The 15,259-nt window shown below is 61.6% G+C and carries 19 protein-coding genes and 1 pseudogene; 11 read left to right on the top strand and 9 right to left on the bottom strand.

Annotation, left to right across the window (positions count from 1 at the left end):
* Positions 1–180: 180 nt before the first annotated feature.
* On the bottom strand, positions 181–810 hold the full coding sequence (locus tag CQ14_RS35910) for an NUDIX hydrolase (RefSeq protein WP_057862468.1): 630 nt from the start codon (positions 808–810) through the stop codon (positions 181–183).
* A 79-nt stretch (positions 811–889) separates the two neighbouring features.
* On the opposite strand from CQ14_RS35910, the gene CQ14_RS35905 reads away from it, so the two are divergent.
* The 3 genes from CQ14_RS35905 (at position 890) to CQ14_RS35895 (ending at position 2,877) form a co-directional block, all read left to right on the top strand.
* On the top strand, positions 890–1,315 hold the full coding sequence (locus tag CQ14_RS35905) for a PaaI family thioesterase (RefSeq protein ID WP_057862467.1): 426 nt from the start codon (positions 890–892) through the stop codon (positions 1,313–1,315).
* A 175-nt stretch (positions 1,316–1,490) separates the two neighbouring features.
* Positions 1,491–2,513 carry an aldo/keto reductase gene (locus CQ14_RS35900; protein ID WP_057862466.1) on the top strand — a complete coding sequence of 341 codons (1,023 nt, stop codon included), beginning with the start codon at positions 1,491–1,493 and terminating at the stop codon, positions 2,511–2,513.
* A gap of 121 nt (positions 2,514–2,634) precedes the next feature.
* A complete protein-coding gene (locus tag CQ14_RS35895) occupies positions 2,635–2,877 on the top strand; it encodes a PilZ domain-containing protein (RefSeq protein WP_057862602.1) in 243 nt (80 codons plus the stop codon).
* Between the two features lie 83 nt (positions 2,878–2,960).
* On the opposite strand, the gene CQ14_RS35890 is transcribed toward CQ14_RS35895, so the two are convergent.
* Both CQ14_RS35890 and CQ14_RS35885 read right to left on the bottom strand, forming a co-directional pair.
* Complete coding sequence (locus CQ14_RS35890) at positions 2,961–3,251, bottom strand: hypothetical protein (protein ID WP_057836776.1); 291 nt, start codon at positions 3,249–3,251, stop codon at positions 2,961–2,963.
* A 320-nt stretch (positions 3,252–3,571) separates the two neighbouring features.
* A complete protein-coding gene (locus CQ14_RS35885) occupies positions 3,572–3,760 on the bottom strand; it encodes a hypothetical protein (RefSeq protein ID WP_057862465.1) in 189 nt (62 codons plus the stop codon).
* A 211-nt stretch (positions 3,761–3,971) separates the two neighbouring features.
* Here CQ14_RS35885 and CQ14_RS35880 point away from each other — a divergent pair, with 211 nt between their 5' ends.
* Together CQ14_RS35880 and CQ14_RS35875 are read left to right on the top strand one after the other, a co-directional pair.
* Positions 3,972–4,259: a hypothetical protein gene (locus CQ14_RS35880; RefSeq protein ID WP_057862464.1), complete on the top strand. Its 288-nt coding sequence runs from the start codon at positions 3,972–3,974 to the stop codon at positions 4,257–4,259.
* Between the two features lie 25 nt (positions 4,260–4,284).
* Positions 4,285–4,638, top strand: a complete 354-nt coding sequence (locus CQ14_RS35875) for a hypothetical protein (RefSeq protein WP_057862463.1) — start codon at positions 4,285–4,287, stop codon at positions 4,636–4,638.
* 72 nt (positions 4,639–4,710) lie between these two features.
* On the opposite strand, the gene CQ14_RS35870 is transcribed toward CQ14_RS35875, so the two are convergent.
* Positions 4,711–5,532, bottom strand: coding sequence for an acetoacetate decarboxylase family protein (locus tag CQ14_RS35870; RefSeq protein ID WP_057862462.1), 822 nt, complete (start codon positions 5,530–5,532; stop codon positions 4,711–4,713).
* Positions 5,533–5,713: 181 nt separating this feature from the next.
* Between CQ14_RS35870 and CQ14_RS35865 the strand changes: the two genes are divergently transcribed.
* Positions 5,714–6,310: a TetR/AcrR family transcriptional regulator gene (locus tag CQ14_RS35865; RefSeq protein ID WP_057862461.1), complete on the top strand. Its 597-nt coding sequence runs from the start codon at positions 5,714–5,716 to the stop codon at positions 6,308–6,310.
* Between the two features lie 21 nt (positions 6,311–6,331).
* Here the strand turns inward: CQ14_RS35865 and CQ14_RS42935 are convergent, their stop codons facing one another.
* The 3 genes from CQ14_RS42935 to CQ14_RS35855 all read right to left on the bottom strand — a co-directional run bounded on the left by CQ14_RS42935 (position 6,332) and on the right by CQ14_RS35855 (position 10,612).
* The gene (locus CQ14_RS42935; protein ID WP_082650171.1) at positions 6,332–6,649 is read right to left on the bottom strand and encodes a PAN domain-containing protein; all 318 of its coding nucleotides are present in this window, start codon (positions 6,647–6,649) and stop codon (positions 6,332–6,334) included.
* 126 nt (positions 6,650–6,775) lie between these two features.
* Positions 6,776–9,460: a bifunctional diguanylate cyclase/phosphodiesterase gene (locus CQ14_RS35860; RefSeq protein WP_057862460.1), complete on the bottom strand. Its 2,685-nt coding sequence runs from the start codon at positions 9,458–9,460 to the stop codon at positions 6,776–6,778.
* 858 nt (positions 9,461–10,318) lie between these two features.
* On the bottom strand, positions 10,319–10,612 hold the full coding sequence (locus CQ14_RS35855; protein WP_057862459.1) for a DUF1330 domain-containing protein: 294 nt from the start codon (positions 10,610–10,612) through the stop codon (positions 10,319–10,321).
* A 201-nt stretch (positions 10,613–10,813) separates the two neighbouring features.
* Between CQ14_RS35855 and CQ14_RS35850 the strand changes: the two genes are divergently transcribed.
* The 4 genes and pseudogenes from CQ14_RS35850 to CQ14_RS45390 all read left to right on the top strand — a co-directional run.
* On the top strand, positions 10,814–11,065 hold the full coding sequence (locus CQ14_RS35850; protein WP_156435793.1) for a hypothetical protein: 252 nt from the start codon (positions 10,814–10,816) through the stop codon (positions 11,063–11,065).
* Positions 11,066–11,159: 94 nt separating this feature from the next.
* Positions 11,160–11,483 carry a hypothetical protein gene (locus CQ14_RS35845; protein WP_245320779.1) on the top strand — a complete coding sequence of 108 codons (324 nt, stop codon included), beginning with the start codon at positions 11,160–11,162 and terminating at the stop codon, positions 11,481–11,483.
* A 99-nt stretch (positions 11,484–11,582) separates the two neighbouring features.
* Positions 11,583–11,825 (top strand): hypothetical protein, encoded by a 243-nt coding sequence (locus tag CQ14_RS44210; protein WP_156435792.1) that lies wholly within the window; start codon positions 11,583–11,585, stop codon positions 11,823–11,825.
* Positions 11,826–12,306: 481 nt separating this feature from the next.
* Positions 12,307–12,507 (top strand): annotated as a pseudogene (locus CQ14_RS45390) (hypothetical protein); the annotation flags it as partial.
* Positions 12,508–12,561: 54 nt separating this feature from the next.
* Here CQ14_RS45390 and CQ14_RS35835 read toward each other — a convergent pair.
* Positions 12,562–13,218 carry an FABP family protein gene (locus CQ14_RS35835; protein WP_057862456.1) on the bottom strand — a complete coding sequence of 219 codons (657 nt, stop codon included), beginning with the start codon at positions 13,216–13,218 and terminating at the stop codon, positions 12,562–12,564.
* A 399-nt stretch (positions 13,219–13,617) separates the two neighbouring features.
* Here CQ14_RS35835 and CQ14_RS35830 point away from each other — a divergent pair, with 399 nt between their 5' ends.
* Complete coding sequence (locus tag CQ14_RS35830) at positions 13,618–14,424, top strand: tripartite tricarboxylate transporter substrate binding protein (RefSeq protein ID WP_199805702.1); 807 nt, start codon at positions 13,618–13,620, stop codon at positions 14,422–14,424.
* A gap of 143 nt (positions 14,425–14,567) precedes the next feature.
* On the opposite strand, the gene CQ14_RS35825 is transcribed toward CQ14_RS35830, so the two are convergent.
* Positions 14,568–15,257 (bottom strand): GntR family transcriptional regulator, encoded by a 690-nt coding sequence (locus tag CQ14_RS35825; protein WP_057862454.1) that lies wholly within the window; start codon positions 15,255–15,257, stop codon positions 14,568–14,570.
* Between the last annotated feature and the right edge of the window lie 2 nt (positions 15,258–15,259).

Here is a 15,259-nt window from a genome sequence, read left to right as displayed (position 1 = left end):
GCGGCAACGACACAAAAGTTTTTGATCCAAGTGGACATGATGAGCGCGCTCCCAGAGTTTATTTTTCTTGTTGGCGCGGCCATCGTCGCTGAAACAGCCGGCATTCGCAAGTTGACTTCCGGGCGCTCAGGTAGACATTGCGATTCATCCTATCTCACATCGTGAGATGGATGCGCGATACTACCTCCACGCAAACACCGGTTGCTCCAGTTCTGCAACGCGGGTGCTTCTTCCCGCCAGCACTTCGGCAAACTGATAGATCAGCGCCGCGGTCGGCGCGTGGATGTGCTGGCCGGCATGGCGGAAGCGGATCACGCGCCGCGTGCTTTCGGGGATCATGGTGAAGCTGAATGCGTCCTGACGCTCGATTTCGTCGAGCATAACGCGATGCACCGAGGCGACCTCTGCCGGATTGGGAACGATATCGGCACTGGTGCTCACCCACACCACCACAGGCGTGATCAAATAGCCTGAGCGCGTCGGGTAGTCGTCGAGCAGGCCGAGCACATCGCCCTCCCTTAAGCCGACGCCGAGTTCTTCGTGCAATTCGCGCAGCGCCGCCTGCGCTTGCGTCTCGCCCGGGTCGCAGCGGCCGCCCGGCAACGCCCATTGGGCGGCGTGCGAGCGCAAGGTCGCGGCGCGGCGGGTGAGGAGAAATGTCGTGCCCCCGCCGCCCTCGGCTTCCGTCAGCGCTATGGCCACTGCCGCGCGCTTCAGCTCGGGCCCCTCGCCGTCCGAGGGCACCCGCGTGAAGGCGGCGCAGAGACCCGCGATATTCCGCCGTGTGGTATCGTCAAATGACCTGCCCATCCCGCTTGACTACAACACAAGCGCAGCCGATGAAATGACCCTGACAGCATGACTATCAGCAGGAAACGGAACGCACGACATGACGGCCAAGGCCGCGGACAAACTGAAATCCGACGGCTGGAAGATCGTCGAAACCACCGGCTTCCTGCACCTGATCGGCCCGTTGTGGCAGCGCGTCGTGGATGGCAACCACGAGTACGCGCTAGCTACCGAGGACAAGCACCACAACCGCCGCGGCCTGGTGCAGGGCGGCGTCATCATGACCTTCGCCGACCGCACCTGCGGCATGACCGCCCGCTTCGTTTCCGGCAAGCCGACGCTGGCGACCGTGCAACTCGACACGCACTTTGTCGAGGCCGGCAAGATCGGCGAAATCCTGGTGTCGAAGCCGCATGTGGTGCGCTCGACCCGCAGCCTGATTTTCATCACCACGGAAGTCACCGTCGACAAACGCTGCATCGCGATGGCCAGCGGCGTGTTCAAGATATTGAAGAGCGAGAGTTAGGGTTGTCGCCCCTTCCNCGTCATTGCCTGCGACAAACGCGAAGCGTTTGCGCAAGGGAGCGAAGCGACCAAGCAATCCACGCCTCCGCTTGCGGCGCTATGGATTGCTTCGCTGACGCTCGCAATGACGGATGACAACCGCTATCCTGCCGCGGGCGTAATCGAGGACCCACCCCATGCAATACCGCCAACTCGGCCGCAGCGGCCTGAAGATTTCGCCGATTTGCCTCGGCACCATGATGTTCGGCGGCCCGACCGACGAGGCCACGTCGTCACGCATCATTGCGAAAGCGCGTGAGGCCGGCATCAATTTCATCGACAGCGCGGACGCCTATAATGGCGGCCAGTCCGAACAGGTGGTCGGCCGCGCCATTTCAAACAATCGCGCGAACTGGATCCTGGCGACCAAGCTCGCCAACCAGATCGGCGACGATCCCAATCGCGGCGGGCTGTCGCGGCGCTGGGTGATGCAGGCGGCGGAAGAGAGCCTGAAGCGGCTCGGCACCGATTTCATCGACATCTACTATCTGCACAAGGAGGACCATGCGACGCCGCTGGAGGAGACGGTGCGCGCCATCGGCGATCTGATGCGACAGGGCAAGATCCGCTATTTCGGCATCTCGAACTACCGCGCCTGGCGCGTCGCCGAAATCTGCAACATCTGCGACAACAACGGCATCGACCGCCCGATCGTCAGCCAGCCCTATTACAACGCCATGAACCGCATGCCGGAGGTCGAGCACTTCCCGGCCTGCGGCTATTATGGGCTCGGCATCGTGCCCTATAGCCCGCTGGCGCGCGGTGTGCTGACCGGCAAGTACAAGCCTGACGCCGCGCCCGACAAGGAGACGCGCGCCGGCCGCGCCGACAAGCGCATGATGCAGACTGAGTGGCGGCCGGAATCGCTGCAGCTCGCGCAGGAGATCAAGCGGCACGCCGAGGCACGCGGCATCAGCGCCGGACAGTTCGCGGTTTCATGGGTACTGAATTCAGCCTTTGTCAGCGGAGTGATCGCGGGCCCCCGCACGGAGGAGCAGTGGGACGATTACGTGAAGGCGCTCGACTATCGCTTCACGGCGGAAGACGAGGCGCTCATCGACCGCCTGGTGGTCAGCGGCCACCCCTCGACGCCGGGGTTCAACGACCCGGCCTACCCGATCGAGGGGCGGCGGGCGCGGACGGATGGCCAGCCGCGATAAAGTGATCGGCCGGTCCGGCGGACACCCACCACCTTTCGTTGTATGAGAGCTGGGATGCTCAGTAACAGGATAGTAACCTCGACCGTGGGAAACCTTTCCCGTTCAGGTGGAGGTCCATGCGGTGGACGAGCACAGAGCGGCACCACGGCGGCGCCTGCTGAAGGCGGGCAGGATTTCGTTTGGCGGCGGCACTATCGACTGCACCGTTCGCAATCTCTCCGAAACCGGCGCCGCCCTCGAGGTGAGTTCCCCCGTCGGCATTCCCGAACATTTCACGCTGGTGATCGAACCTGATCACATCCATGTGCCGTGCCGCGTCGTCTGGCGCAAGGAGACGCGGATCGGGGTTCATTTCGAAACCTGATTGGCAGAGCCGGCGCCGTGCGCGGCACGCGGCCGCGCACGACTATCGCGTGGCTACGGGAGCGAGTTCTCAGGCTCAAATGGTCAATGCCTGGATTCGAGGCTGACGATCACGCCGGTCGGCTCGGGCTCGTGAGGCGATAGCTTCGTCAGCGTCTCATCGCTCCAATAGGCGAGGTTCACGATCATGCCGACCGGCGATTCCGGCTCGGAAGCCTCAGTCGGCTCCAGCACGTTGAGCCCGCCGCTGTCGATGAAGAACGTGTGATCGCCAAACATGCTGGCCAGTTGCGGAACCACCGGATGATCGTCGGGAAGCGCCTGGGCTTCGAATTGCGACAACGCGCGTTCCACCTGTGCCGAGTTCAATTTCATGCACATCTCCTTAGCTGGCTTCTGGTTGGTGAGCACCGCGTGATGGCCTTGACCACACGCGGCTGTCCTGCGGAGGGAAATGACGTCAGGCACGTCCGACCTGATCGCTAGTCCCCACCGGCGCCGCACGCCGTCTCGCAAGATCGCTTTCAATTCCGCAAAACAAGCCGAATTGAATTCGGGACAGTGGTGCCTCTTTGCGCCGGTTCAACCCGGCAACGGAATTAAATTCGCAATGTTCCGCAGAAAGACAGGTTTTCAGTTCTTGCACATCTGCTGGACGGCAGGGGAACCAGGCGGAACGTTGCAGCTGCGCTAATCTATCTTCCGTCGGGAATGGGATGCCGCCTCGCCAGTTCGTCGAGCGACAGATGCGCTTCCTCGTCGCTCAGCGCGAAACGGACGATGACGTCCTGGCGGCCGACCTGCCCCCACAGCCCCTCCGACGACCATTTCTGCGGCGCCGGCCCGCGCAGGCCTTCGACCCAGACAAAATACCATTCCGTCATCGCAGCTCCTCAGGGGTCTTCGATCAGGTCTTGGACTGGAACCGGGTTGTGGCGTCAGAGCAATCATATCGCAGACCTCGCACGCGAAACAGGCTGGCGGCGCGCTGCCGCTACGCTCGACCGCGCCGGAGCGAGGCAGCCGCGGGCTTGGGCTTGAACCTTTTCCAACCCGGCGGCGACAATCCGGTGATTGCCCAGAGGATTGCCGATCATGAATTCGCCAGCGCCAACCGCCCAGCCCGCATCGAACAGCCCTGCCCGCCGCATCGCCGTGGCGCTGATCCTGAGCGGGCTGGTCTTTACAGCGCTGTGGATCATGGTGTTCAACATGGTCATCTCGCTGCTGATCGGCGTCGGCTGCTGCGTCGTGATCGTTGCGGCAGGCTCCGCGTCGGACGTGGTCGAAATGATCCTCGATGCGGTGGCCTCCGTCATCTTCGGCGTCGTGGCCGTGATCGCGGCGATCTTCGGCGCGATTTTCAGCGTGTTCGGGTTTTAGGCCCGCCACTCGTTCCGTCCCCTCCATGAGCGGCCGCGGCCCTTTTGGCCGGCGCGAAATTGTCTACTCTGTCGCGATGAACTGGCTCCTGGTAACGGCCGCCTTGGCCTGCAATCCCGGCGACCGCCTGGTCGACCTGCGCGACAAGATTCCGCGCGGGGTGAATTCGCTCGACCTGATGGTCACCGTCGAGCCTTTCTATGCGCGCTTCTACATCTACCAGCCGGGTTTTCCGGACAGCATCCAGCACTGCTGCGGCAACAAGCGCAGCTCGATCATCAAGGTGCCCGTCGTCGACGGCCGGTTTTGCATCCGGCAAAGCCAGCCGCAGATGAAATGGACGGTTCGGGCGCTCTCCAGGCCGGATATTCAGATGTAGCCGCGCGAAAGGTGCGCAGCGCCGGCGATCGGCGCGAGACATTTCCCCGCGTGATCGGTCAGCGCCGCGGCGCTACAGCAGCACGCGCTGGTCGCGATAGGTTTTCCCGCCGCGCGAGAGCGTGACCGCGCCGCCACGCACTTCGATGACCGGCAACGCGGCCAGCGCGTTCACCACGTGATGCAGGGTCGGCAGGTCCGACCAGTCTGCCTTGTGAAAGCGCACGCCCCCAACGCCCGTTTGCCGTTGCTCGACATGGTTGTCCGGGTCGGCGGCCGGCGTGAGCGTGACCTGGCAGACATCCGTCTCGCCCCAGGCGCCCGTGCGCGGCGTGTATTTCAGCATCAACGTTCCGTTAGAAGCTGCGGCTTGCCGGTACGGCTCTGCGTCCTGCAACTGCGAGACCTCGAGCTCGAGAAAGCGGAATCCCATCCAGCCCGCCGTGCAGATCTGGGCCCCGCTCCACCGGCGCGGCTCCGCGATCTCGGCATACAGCTTGGGATGTCCGATCTCGTCACGCCCGGTGATGATCGGGTCGGCGAGATTCTCCCAGACGACGGCCAGAAACTTGCCGGTGGCGCGATCCCGCTCGCCGGTGAACGTCGCCGGCCAGCTGACCCAGATCATCGTGTAGCCGCGCCCGGCGAGCCAGTCGATGTCGGTCATGTGGTGAAATTCGACTGTGACCACCGGCTCGCCGGCTAGCGTAAACCCGTCAGGCAGATGCTGCTCCAGCAGCACGGGATCGGTGAGGAAACTCGCCGCGACGGAGAGGCGTCGTGGACTCCGCTTCGGGTCGCGCGCTACGCCATCCGGCATTTGGCGGGGTCCCGGCGCGGGGCCGAAATGGGTCGGCATCCGGTAGATGCGGCCGGCCTCGAAACGGTAGCTCATCGTGGGCCTCCCTGCGGCAGCATATCGGGCAACGGACGCGTCGTGGCGGGGGTGGTTCAACCCATTGACGAAATGAGCTATCAACCCCAATTGGTTTTTGACACACTGTTCAAAACCACATTCTTGACACCGCGTCAAATACTTTTTGTTGTTGGCCGATGGAGTGGCAGAGGAGGGAAACGTGAGGCCGCGCGAGTTTGACCACGACGACGTCCTGCGCATCGCGTTCGATCAGTTCTGGCGCAAAGGAGTGCGAGGAACGTCGCTCTCGGACATCGCGCGTGACGCGGGTGTCCAGCGGGGCAGTCTCTACAATGCGTTTGGCAGCAAGGAGGCGCTGTTTCTGGCCGCCTACGAGCGCTATGCGAGCGAATATCTTGGCTCGCTGCAAGAGGTGCTCGGCTCGGGGAGCTTGCGCGCGCGCCTCACGGCGTATTTCGATGCGGCCATCAAGAACTTCCGTTCCGGCTCGCCGCCCCGCGGATGCCCGACCACGCGGGGACTGATGGAGCTGGGGGCGGCCGAAGGCGAAGGGCTGGACGAGAACGCGCGCCAGGCGTTTGCGGATCTGGTGGCGCGCATCACCGGTCTGCTCAAGAACGCGTTGTCAGATGGCGTCAAGCGCGGCGAGTTCAGCGGCGACCCCGCGATCGCCGCGTTACACATCGTCACCGTGACGCGCGGACTCGCCGTGCTCGAACGCGCCTTCGGTGACGAGGCCGAGCTTCGCAAGATCGCGAAGCACACGGTCGATCTCGTGCTCGGCAAGGGCCGCTGAGGGTTCGCAAGCTCGCCAAAGTCAGTCGAATGCTACTCGCGCTATGCCAGACGTACAGCATGAATTGGCGAAGGCGGGAGGGGTCGGGTTCTTCAGATAACAACGGGCAGACGGTCCCTGGAAGCCGGGCTTCACAAACGTCCATGCACGGCATGCGGGCGCCCGCAGGCAGAGATTCCGACAATCTGCTGCATTGCCCCTGAGGGCGATGTTGCGGAAATCATTGCCGGGCCGGTCCGTGTTCCGGCGGGATACGTCCCCTTGCGCCGAAGCGGTACCGACGATTCCAGAAAATGTAATAACCAATGCGGATGCGAATATCAGACTGCGGAGATACATGACAACCTCCTGTGGCAATCTCCCGAATTCGCTATTTAGGCGCTTTCCGATCGCATCCCGATATGAACTGCCTCACATGCCTGCTTGCAGGCCATTCACGAGATCGGGATTGTCGGCACCGTCACGCTACGCCACGGCCTGCCGTTCGCTCTCGGCGAGGCCTTGCAGCAACAGTTCGCCGAACGGCACGGGCTTGCTGAAGAAATAGCCCTGCCCCAGCGCAATTCCGAGCAAGCGTACCTTTTCGACCTGTTCGTAGGTCTCGACGCCTTCGGCGACGATCGAGAGGTTCAATGTCTTCGCAAGCTGGACGATCGATCCGAGGACGGCGACGGTCTCGGAGCGGCCGATGCGGTCGATGAAGGACTTGTCGATCTTGACCTTGTTGAACGGAAACGCGGTCAGATAGGACAGCGACGAATAGCCGACGCCGAAATCGTCGAGCGCAATAGAAACGCCGAGCCGCCTCAGGCGTTCGAGCGTCTTGAGATTTTCCTGGCTGTCGGCCAGAAAAACGCTCTCGGTGATCTCGAGCTCCAGCCGTGTCTCGGCCAGCCCGCTGTCCGCCAGTGCGTACATTACGGAGTCGACCAGATTGCCGCTCGCCAATTGCAGGGCCGACAGGTTGACCGCAACCTTGATATCATCAGGCATCATCATGGCATGGCGGCACGCCTTGGCGAGCACCAGATTGCCGAGCTCGACGATCAGCCCGCACTCTTCCGCAACCGGAATGAATTCAGCGGGAGGGATCAGGCCTCTGGTGCAGTGGCGCCAGCGCGCCAGCGCCTCGACCGATTTCGTGCGACCGGTGCCGAGCTCGACCACGGGCTGATAGAAGACCTCGATCTCCTCGCGCCAGATCGCCTCGCGAAGCTCGATTTCGAGGATGTTGCGCTGGTCAGCTTCGGCCTTGAGCTCCGGCGAGTAGACATGGAAGCAGTTGCGGCCGGCATTCTTCGACTTGTAGAGCGCGAGGTCGGCATTGCGAAGAATCTCATCGATGCGCGTGCCATGCTCCGGCACCATGGCGATACCGATGCTGCATCCGATCACGACCGGGTGGCCGTCTATTTCATAGGGCTCGGCAATGGCCTGGACCAGCCACGCGGCGAGTGTTGCGGCGCTGGCCTGCAGCGGCGGCTGCCCCGGTGCCATGACCAGCGCAAACTCGTCGCCGCCGATCCGGGCCGCCGTCGCGCCGAGGTCCTGGGCCTGCGCCCTGATCCGACCGGCGACCAGCTTGAGCAGCGCATCACCGCATTGGTGGCCGAGCGCATCGTTGACGGACTTGAACTTGTCGAGATCCAGCAGCAGCACGGCAAACGGCGTATTGAGCAGCAGATACTTGTCCAGCGCGTCGTCCAGCCGCCCCTTGAACAGGTTGCGATTGGCAAGGCCGGTCAGGCCGTCATAGTGAGCCAGCCGCTCGATCCGGTCCTCGGAAGCCTTGCGTTCGGTGATGTCCTCGTGGGTCGCAACCCAGCCGCCGCTCTCGCGCCGCCCATAGGAAATATAGATGACGCGCCCATCCGGAAACTGCACCGTGTTCGAGGTCTGTTCCGATTTGGCGAGCCGGCCCTTCAGGTCGGCCAGATAGGCGTCGAGATCGGGCACGGCTTTCTGCCTTGAGAACACCTCGCGGAAATCCATGCCGATCCGCACATCCTGCGGCGAAAGCTCATAGGCGTCGAGCCATTGTCGATTGAACGCGATCAGGCGATCCTGGCCATCGAACATGCTCAAGCCCTGCGGCAGGTTTCGTAGCGCATCCTCGAACTTGCTCACGGAGTCGCGCAGTTCGCGCTGCCGTCGCCAGTAGAGCGCGGCCGCCATCAGGATGACGAACGTGAGCAGGAGCGCGCCACCGAGATAGATTTTCTGTCTCGATTGGGCGCGCGAATAGATTTCCTGCTCGGAAATGCCGGCGGTGAAGATCAGCGGAAAGACGTACGACCTGCGCGCGGTAACCAGGCGGTTGCTGCGGTTCGCGCGACCTTCGCTGCCGCTCCAATTCCAGTACTGGCTGTAGAAGCCGTCCCCTAACGCGCGCTCGACGTGGCCGGGACTGCGCTGCGCCAGCACCGTGCCCTGATCTATTCCGCGCGCAGCGAGCACGATGTAGTCGGTATTCCTGAGAACGAGGGTTCCTCCGATACCGAGCTTCGCGGTGCCGTAGAACCTGCCGACCACATCGACGCTGATCGAGCCGACAACGACGCCCGCCGGATTTTTCGCGCCATCGAACAGCTTTCTCGCGAGCTGGATGGTCCATTTGTTCGACGCCCGCCCGAGCACCGGCTTTGCGACATAGAGCCGATCTTCGGCCTGCTCCATCGTCTTGATGAAGTGCTCGCGGTCTCCGAGATAGAGCGGCGGGCCGGAGTAGCCGGTCGTCGTATCCAGCAAATAGCCATTCAGCCCGATCATCGCGAACTGAACCACGTCGCCGGTCGCCATCTGCGCTTTCTCGGCCCAGAATTTCAGGCTGAAGGTGTCCGGATCCTGGGCGTAAAGCGCGCGCGCGACTCGCAGCGACTGATCCACCCTTTCGAAGATGCGCTCGGTATTTTCCTCAAACAGTTCGGCGACGCTGTTGCCGTGCGCCCGCGCCTGTTCGAGCGCTTCCGTGCGTTCCGATGACGTGATCGCGAAATAGCCGATCCACACCAGCGGCAGGAAGAACAGCGCGATCTGTAGCGGGGCATTTCGCGAAATGGCTGTCGCAGCCTTGCGGACCCATCTGCGCGCATGGTTCACGGCCCGCAGCGGGGCGCGAGCCTGAACCACGAAATGACGCTCGCCGAGCATGGCAATGCCTTCAAATATTAAACTAACACCTCCGCCAGAACGGCCCGAACAGCGGCGGCGAGAAACAGCCGGGAACTTGCAATGCCCAAACCTAGGCGCGGCAGGCTTAAATTCCGGTTTCACGAAGGCTCAATATTCTCGTCAAAACCCCGTAAGTTCACGGTGATGGCTGCGACCTGATCCCCTGGCTGGATCTGTCAACAGCGAGCGGATGTGCGACCGCATTCTCGCGGCGCAAGGGGCCCGAGCTTTGCAAGAATTTTCCGCCCTCGAAGAAGCCAAGGGCGCAGGGAAAGCCGGGTGCACGCTGCACCCGAGGTCTCGCGTGCTGTTTGCGCATAGGGGAAACGCACACGAGCATACAGGGCAGCGGAGGCATTCCGGCTTTCCCTGCGCGATGGTTTACGGCTTACTTCGTGCTCTTCCCGGAGAACGGCTTTATTGCCTCCGTCATTCCTGAGAAGCTTCGCTTCTCAGGAATTTAACGCCAGCACCGCGGCGCCAGAACCACACGACTTCGCCGTCCGCTTCGGGCGCATAACGTCAGCCAGCGCCCTTTCACGTCCACCGCATCTCACCGCGCGTTCGTGACGTGGCCAACGCCCCTTGGGTGGATGAGACGCGCGGAGTTATGGCGCTGATTTGGGTCACGCGTGAAGCGGAATATTTTTGAGCGCGGGGCTGGACATGTTTTACTGATTTGCCCGTCGTGCCAATTGGTCGCACCTTGCAAGCGGCAATCCGCGCTTGCGCTGAAGGGCAAATCAGCGGCAGCGCGTAGCCCGCCTTAGCGGAGCGATATGCGGGATCGGGACCAACACCCGGATATCACTTACGTTCCTCCGGGCGACGCTTGCGTCAATCTATGTGGCCGTCAACGATGATCAAATTACCAATCGAACTGTCATGCCGAAGTCCTATGATCTTTCGATATTCGTCGGAGTTGTACCAACCTTCCGCAGCGGCCCGCGAGGGGAATTCGATAATGACGAGCCGTGAATGGGGCCACTCACCTTCGAGTATCGTGAGTCCGCCACCACGCGCGACGAACCGCCCGCCAAACGCCGCCAGCGTCGCGGGGACTTCTTTTCTATAAGCTGCGAACACAGCGTCATCCTTGACGGTCTCGGCCGCAACCACGAATGCCTTCATGTGAACCTCCGTTTTAGCCGGCGTCCGATTTCACGTACGGACAATTGACAGGGGTCAGCAAGTAGTAGCCCCATAGCAACGCGATATGCGGCACCAACCCGGATATCGCTTTCGCTCATCCGGGCCACACTTGCTAGAACAGCCCTTTGGGAGTTGTATATCGCCAATCAAATGCGTCGTGCAGCTAATGGCGAGTCGGCCATGACACGTTGGAGCGCGAGTGTTGTCGCACTATTGCTGGTGAGCTTTGCTGGCCCAGCGAATGCACAGGTGAACTGCGAGGCGATACCGCGCGGACCGGCGCGCACCGATTGCTATCTCGGCCTCAGTCGGTTCTATCAGGGACAATCGGATCTCGCCGCAGCCAAGGCGCTGCAGCAATCAGACGATGCGTGGTATCGGGCCATCACCGGAATGGACCCGCCAAAACCCAAGCCGCGTCGGCGACGATAAAGGTTCGAACGGTGTTGGCACGAAAACGAGGAAGCCTGCCATGAGGTTGTCTCAAGTCGCTGCTTTCGCGCTTATTGCTGGAGCGGCAAGCTCCTTGTCGGTATCACCGGCGCTTGCCGCCCCCGACTGTCCAAAACTGATCGGGCTGGTGGATTGGGGCGAGAATTCAACCGGCGACATCAGCCTCGCACCGGGGACGAGTTGCCAGTTTCCGATCCCGATGCGCGGCACGGTGAGCAGTTCTGACATTCTGCAAAAGCCGAAATACGGCAAGCTGAAAAAGCTCGACCCGACGACTTACGAATACAAGGCCAAGAAGAGGTACAAGGGAAGCGATACGTTTGCCATCAAGGCGACGGGACAGGGGCCGACGGCCTCCGGCACGTCGGTCATTACCGTGAACGCGACGGTCAAATAGGGTTACTTCCAAATAGCGTTCCTTGCGTCCATCGCGCGGCGAGCGCATGCTGGTATCCGCTTCATTTCGAAAAATGCACCCTTCCCGGGAGGTTCGAACATGACACGGCAGCTTCTTTTCGCGATCATCCTCTTAAGCACAGGCGTGCTCCTCAACTCACCGGCACCAGCGCAGGAATGGCGCTGTGAAGACAGGGCCGCGAATTGCTTCGGCAGGTGTCCCGACAAGATAGGAGCGGTGGGCGACGACTGGAACGGCCGCCCGAGCAGATGTTTGCGCTGCGACCGTCAGCTCATCAAATGCGTGATCAACGCGAACCTGCGGCGGCAGCGTTATTATTGAACGCGATGGCGTGCCAGCAAGTAGCCCGCATGAGCGAAGCGATATGCGGGATCGGCATCAAGCAAAACCCGAATGTTGCCTCGCTCATCCGGGTTTTGATTGCATCATGTACAAGCCAGCACTACGAGCGGCGTGAAGAGCGATGATTTCGGTGCAATGGCTTGAGGGCTACACACAGGCTGAGCTTGATAGCGCCCAACGTCGATTTGGTTTGGAGTTTCCGCCGGACTTGATTGCCTTGTTAAGGGAGAAACGTCCGGCAAATGGACACGATTGGACGAACGATGCTGACATAACGCGAGCACTGGCTTGGCCGCTTGAAGGACTTCTGTTCGACGTTGAACAGAATCACCTGTGGTGGCCCGAGTGGGGAACGAGGCCAACCAGCGCAAATGCCCGCAAGGAGATTTTGCAATCAATCGTCTCNGCGTGCGCCGAAGTTGATACCATTGATTGGGCACCGATATCTGCCGGAAGAANNCCCCGCGAGCAAGGCAACCCCGTATTCTCCGTCTATCAGGCCGACGTGATTTGCTACGGAGCCAATTTGACGGACTATTTTGAGCGAGAGTTTCTTGGGTACACCCATCGTCCCTGGGACCAACCGACCAAGCGTATCCCATTTTGGTCCGACCTTGTGGAGCGGAACGGCGACCCAAATTTCGTCGCGACCGAACCATAATTTTCTTGCCGACAAGTTGCCCGCATGAGCGAAGCGATATGCGAGCTAAGCTTGCTATGTCTGCCCTTCACGGCTTTTCAGGATAGCGGCGAGCGGATTTAACTTCGGTGCTTCGATGCGTTTCAAAGTGTTGGTGTCGTGATGATTGAAAGGGCGGTCTTGCCCTTTCACCAGCAGCTCGGTTTCAATCAGATAGGTCCAGCTTCCGTCGGCGTTGAAGGTGATGCCGCAGCGGTAGGCGTCGGTGCGGAAAGCTTCGTCCAGGAATTCGGTTGAGCAAATTCCGTAGCGCGTGTCGCCGCGCTTCGCCGTGACGGAAATCTTCATGTCATCCGGCTTTGCCTGCCCCGATGCGAGCAGGACCTGGCCGCGCGGGATCGTCACGCTTTGCAGGATCAGGCCGGTTGCGGGTTCCCAAAGCCAGTAGCCGACTTGATCGTGAAACGTGATGTCTTCCTCTGATGTGTTGATATGGATGTGATAGCGCAACCCATAAAACAGTTGCGGACCATTGGTCTGCGGATCGATCGGGTCCATCCGGATATGCTCGCGAAACACCCGCCGCTCCGGGCCTTCGGCCTTGGGATTGATATCGACGCCCTTGTCGGCCTGCCACACACCCGCGAGATGGCGGAGCGGACCGAGATTGGCCAGGGCGTCCGGAGACACGTCGTCCGGCTCGGTGAAGATGTCGGCGGGGATTGGCAGCATGGGAAAACCTCGCGCGATGGAGTTGCCCACCCTTGTTACAGCAAGCCGCCCGCATGAGCCAACGGGTCGCGCGAACGCGTGCCCTTTTGGCGCATGCGGCTATGCGTGCTGTTGCCCCGGCTGTTCTTCGCCGAGCCGAGCAGTTACAAGGCGATGCGCGTAAATCGTCGGTCGCGCTGCACAGGCGGCGAGGCGACCGGCTAACAACAAGAAAAAGGGTGGAATGTCATGCGTGGCAAGGTCGTCGCACTGGTTGCAGCAGCCGTCGGGGTAGCAGCTTGCGGATCAGCCTGGGCGGGATGGCCAGACGACAAGCCAATCGAAGTCGTCATTGGTTTTGCGCCCGGTGGCGGAACCGACGTCATGGCGCGCAAACTATTGCCGTTCGTCGAGCAGAGATTGGGCGGAAAGACCAAGTTTGTCGTGCTGAACAAGCCCGGCGCCGGCGGAGAGATCGCGTTTGCTGCAATCGCTCGCGCCGCGCCGGATGCCTACGCGATCGGCGTGGTCAATGTGCCCGGCTATAACTTCATCCCGATGACGCGAAAGACCCAGTACAGCATGGATGAGATCCGTCTGGTGGCGCGTGTGGTTGACGATCCGAGCGTTATCGTGGTGCCCGCAGAAAGCAAGTTTACAGGTCTTGCGGACGTTCTGTCTGCGCTGCGCAGCAAGCCGGGTTCAGTAACATTCGGTCACAATGGTGCGGGGACGAATGGTCATTTGGCGGTCCGCATGTTGGCGAACGCTGCCAAGGTGGAGCCCAACGAAATCTCCTATCGCGGAACGGCCGCGCAAAGGACTGATCTTTTGGGCGGCCATCTGCAGGTTGGAATGGTCAGCCTCAGCGAGGTTCCCGAGCTGCACGGCACCAACAAGGGACAACTGCGCGCGATCGCGATTCTGTCGAAGAGCCGTTCTCCGTCACTCCCCGACGTTCCGACAGCAGAGGAAGCAGGCATCCCGGTTACGATGACAGCGGAACGCGGCTTCGCCGTACCAAAGGCCGTTTCGGACGAGGTCGCCAAAAAGCTTGAAGCTGCAATTGCGGAAGGCCTGCGCGATCCCGAATACATCAAGAGTTCGCCCGGCGACGCAGCCGTTCTTGCCTTCATGCCGGGCGCAGAATGGCAAAAGCGTCTCGACGACATGTCGCAATCCCTGCGACCATTCGCGGAAGAGATGCGTGCGCAAGAGCAGAAGTGAAAACGCGCAAATAGCCCTCGGCGGCTTCCTGCGCGTGCGGCAACTGATTAAAAAGTAGGTAGCGTCGAAAGGAAATGGCGCGCCATTATGGCTGCGAAGCAGACCCGGTCATCGGACGGGCTTGGTGTTCCACGTTGCCATTGCTACTTCGCGCTGAGCAGTAGCGCCGCTTGAATGTTGCGCCCCGTGCGTTCGATATGCTCACGCAATATCCGCGTGGCGTCGCGCGTGCGGCGCTCGATCACCGCATGCGCGAGCGCTGTATGCTCGGCGGGTACGTTGCGGTCCGGCGCATGCTTCTTGAGAAAAATGCGGCGATAGCGATCGCTCTGATCGTGCAGGGTGGCACAGAACTGGCGCAGCAGCGGCATCTGGCACGCGGAAATCAGCTCGGCGTGGAAGGCACGATGCGCGGTCTCCCATGCCTCCTGTTCCGCCGCCGATCGCGCGCCACGCTTGCAGCGGCTCAGCTGATGCAGCGCCGCCAGGATACGGCCTTCCCAGGCGACGTCACCGTGTTCGATCGCCTCCTTGATCGCCAGGCCCTCGAGTTCGATGCGAAGCCGGATGATTTCGGTGAGATTGCTCGCAGACACTGGCGTGACCCGGTAGCCACGCTGGTCGATCAGGGCGACCAGGCCGTCATTTTCCAGACGACAGAGCGCTTCACGCAGCGGACTGAGACTGACGCCGAAGGCCGTGCGCAGCCGGTCCAGGTTGAGCTTGCTCCCCGGCAGCAATTCGCCGCGCATGATCGCATCCCGCAGGCGGGCGACCAGCGTCGTGGAGAGGGTGACGGTTGCCGGAACGGCGGAGGTGCGTGCGTCGCTCATGG

The organism is Bradyrhizobium lablabi, assembly GCF_001440475.1.
Taxonomy (GTDB): domain Bacteria; phylum Pseudomonadota; class Alphaproteobacteria; order Rhizobiales; family Xanthobacteraceae; genus Bradyrhizobium; species Bradyrhizobium lablabi.
The sequence above is the reverse complement of the archived record's forward strand: the minus strand, read 5'-3'. Positions and strand labels throughout refer to the sequence as shown.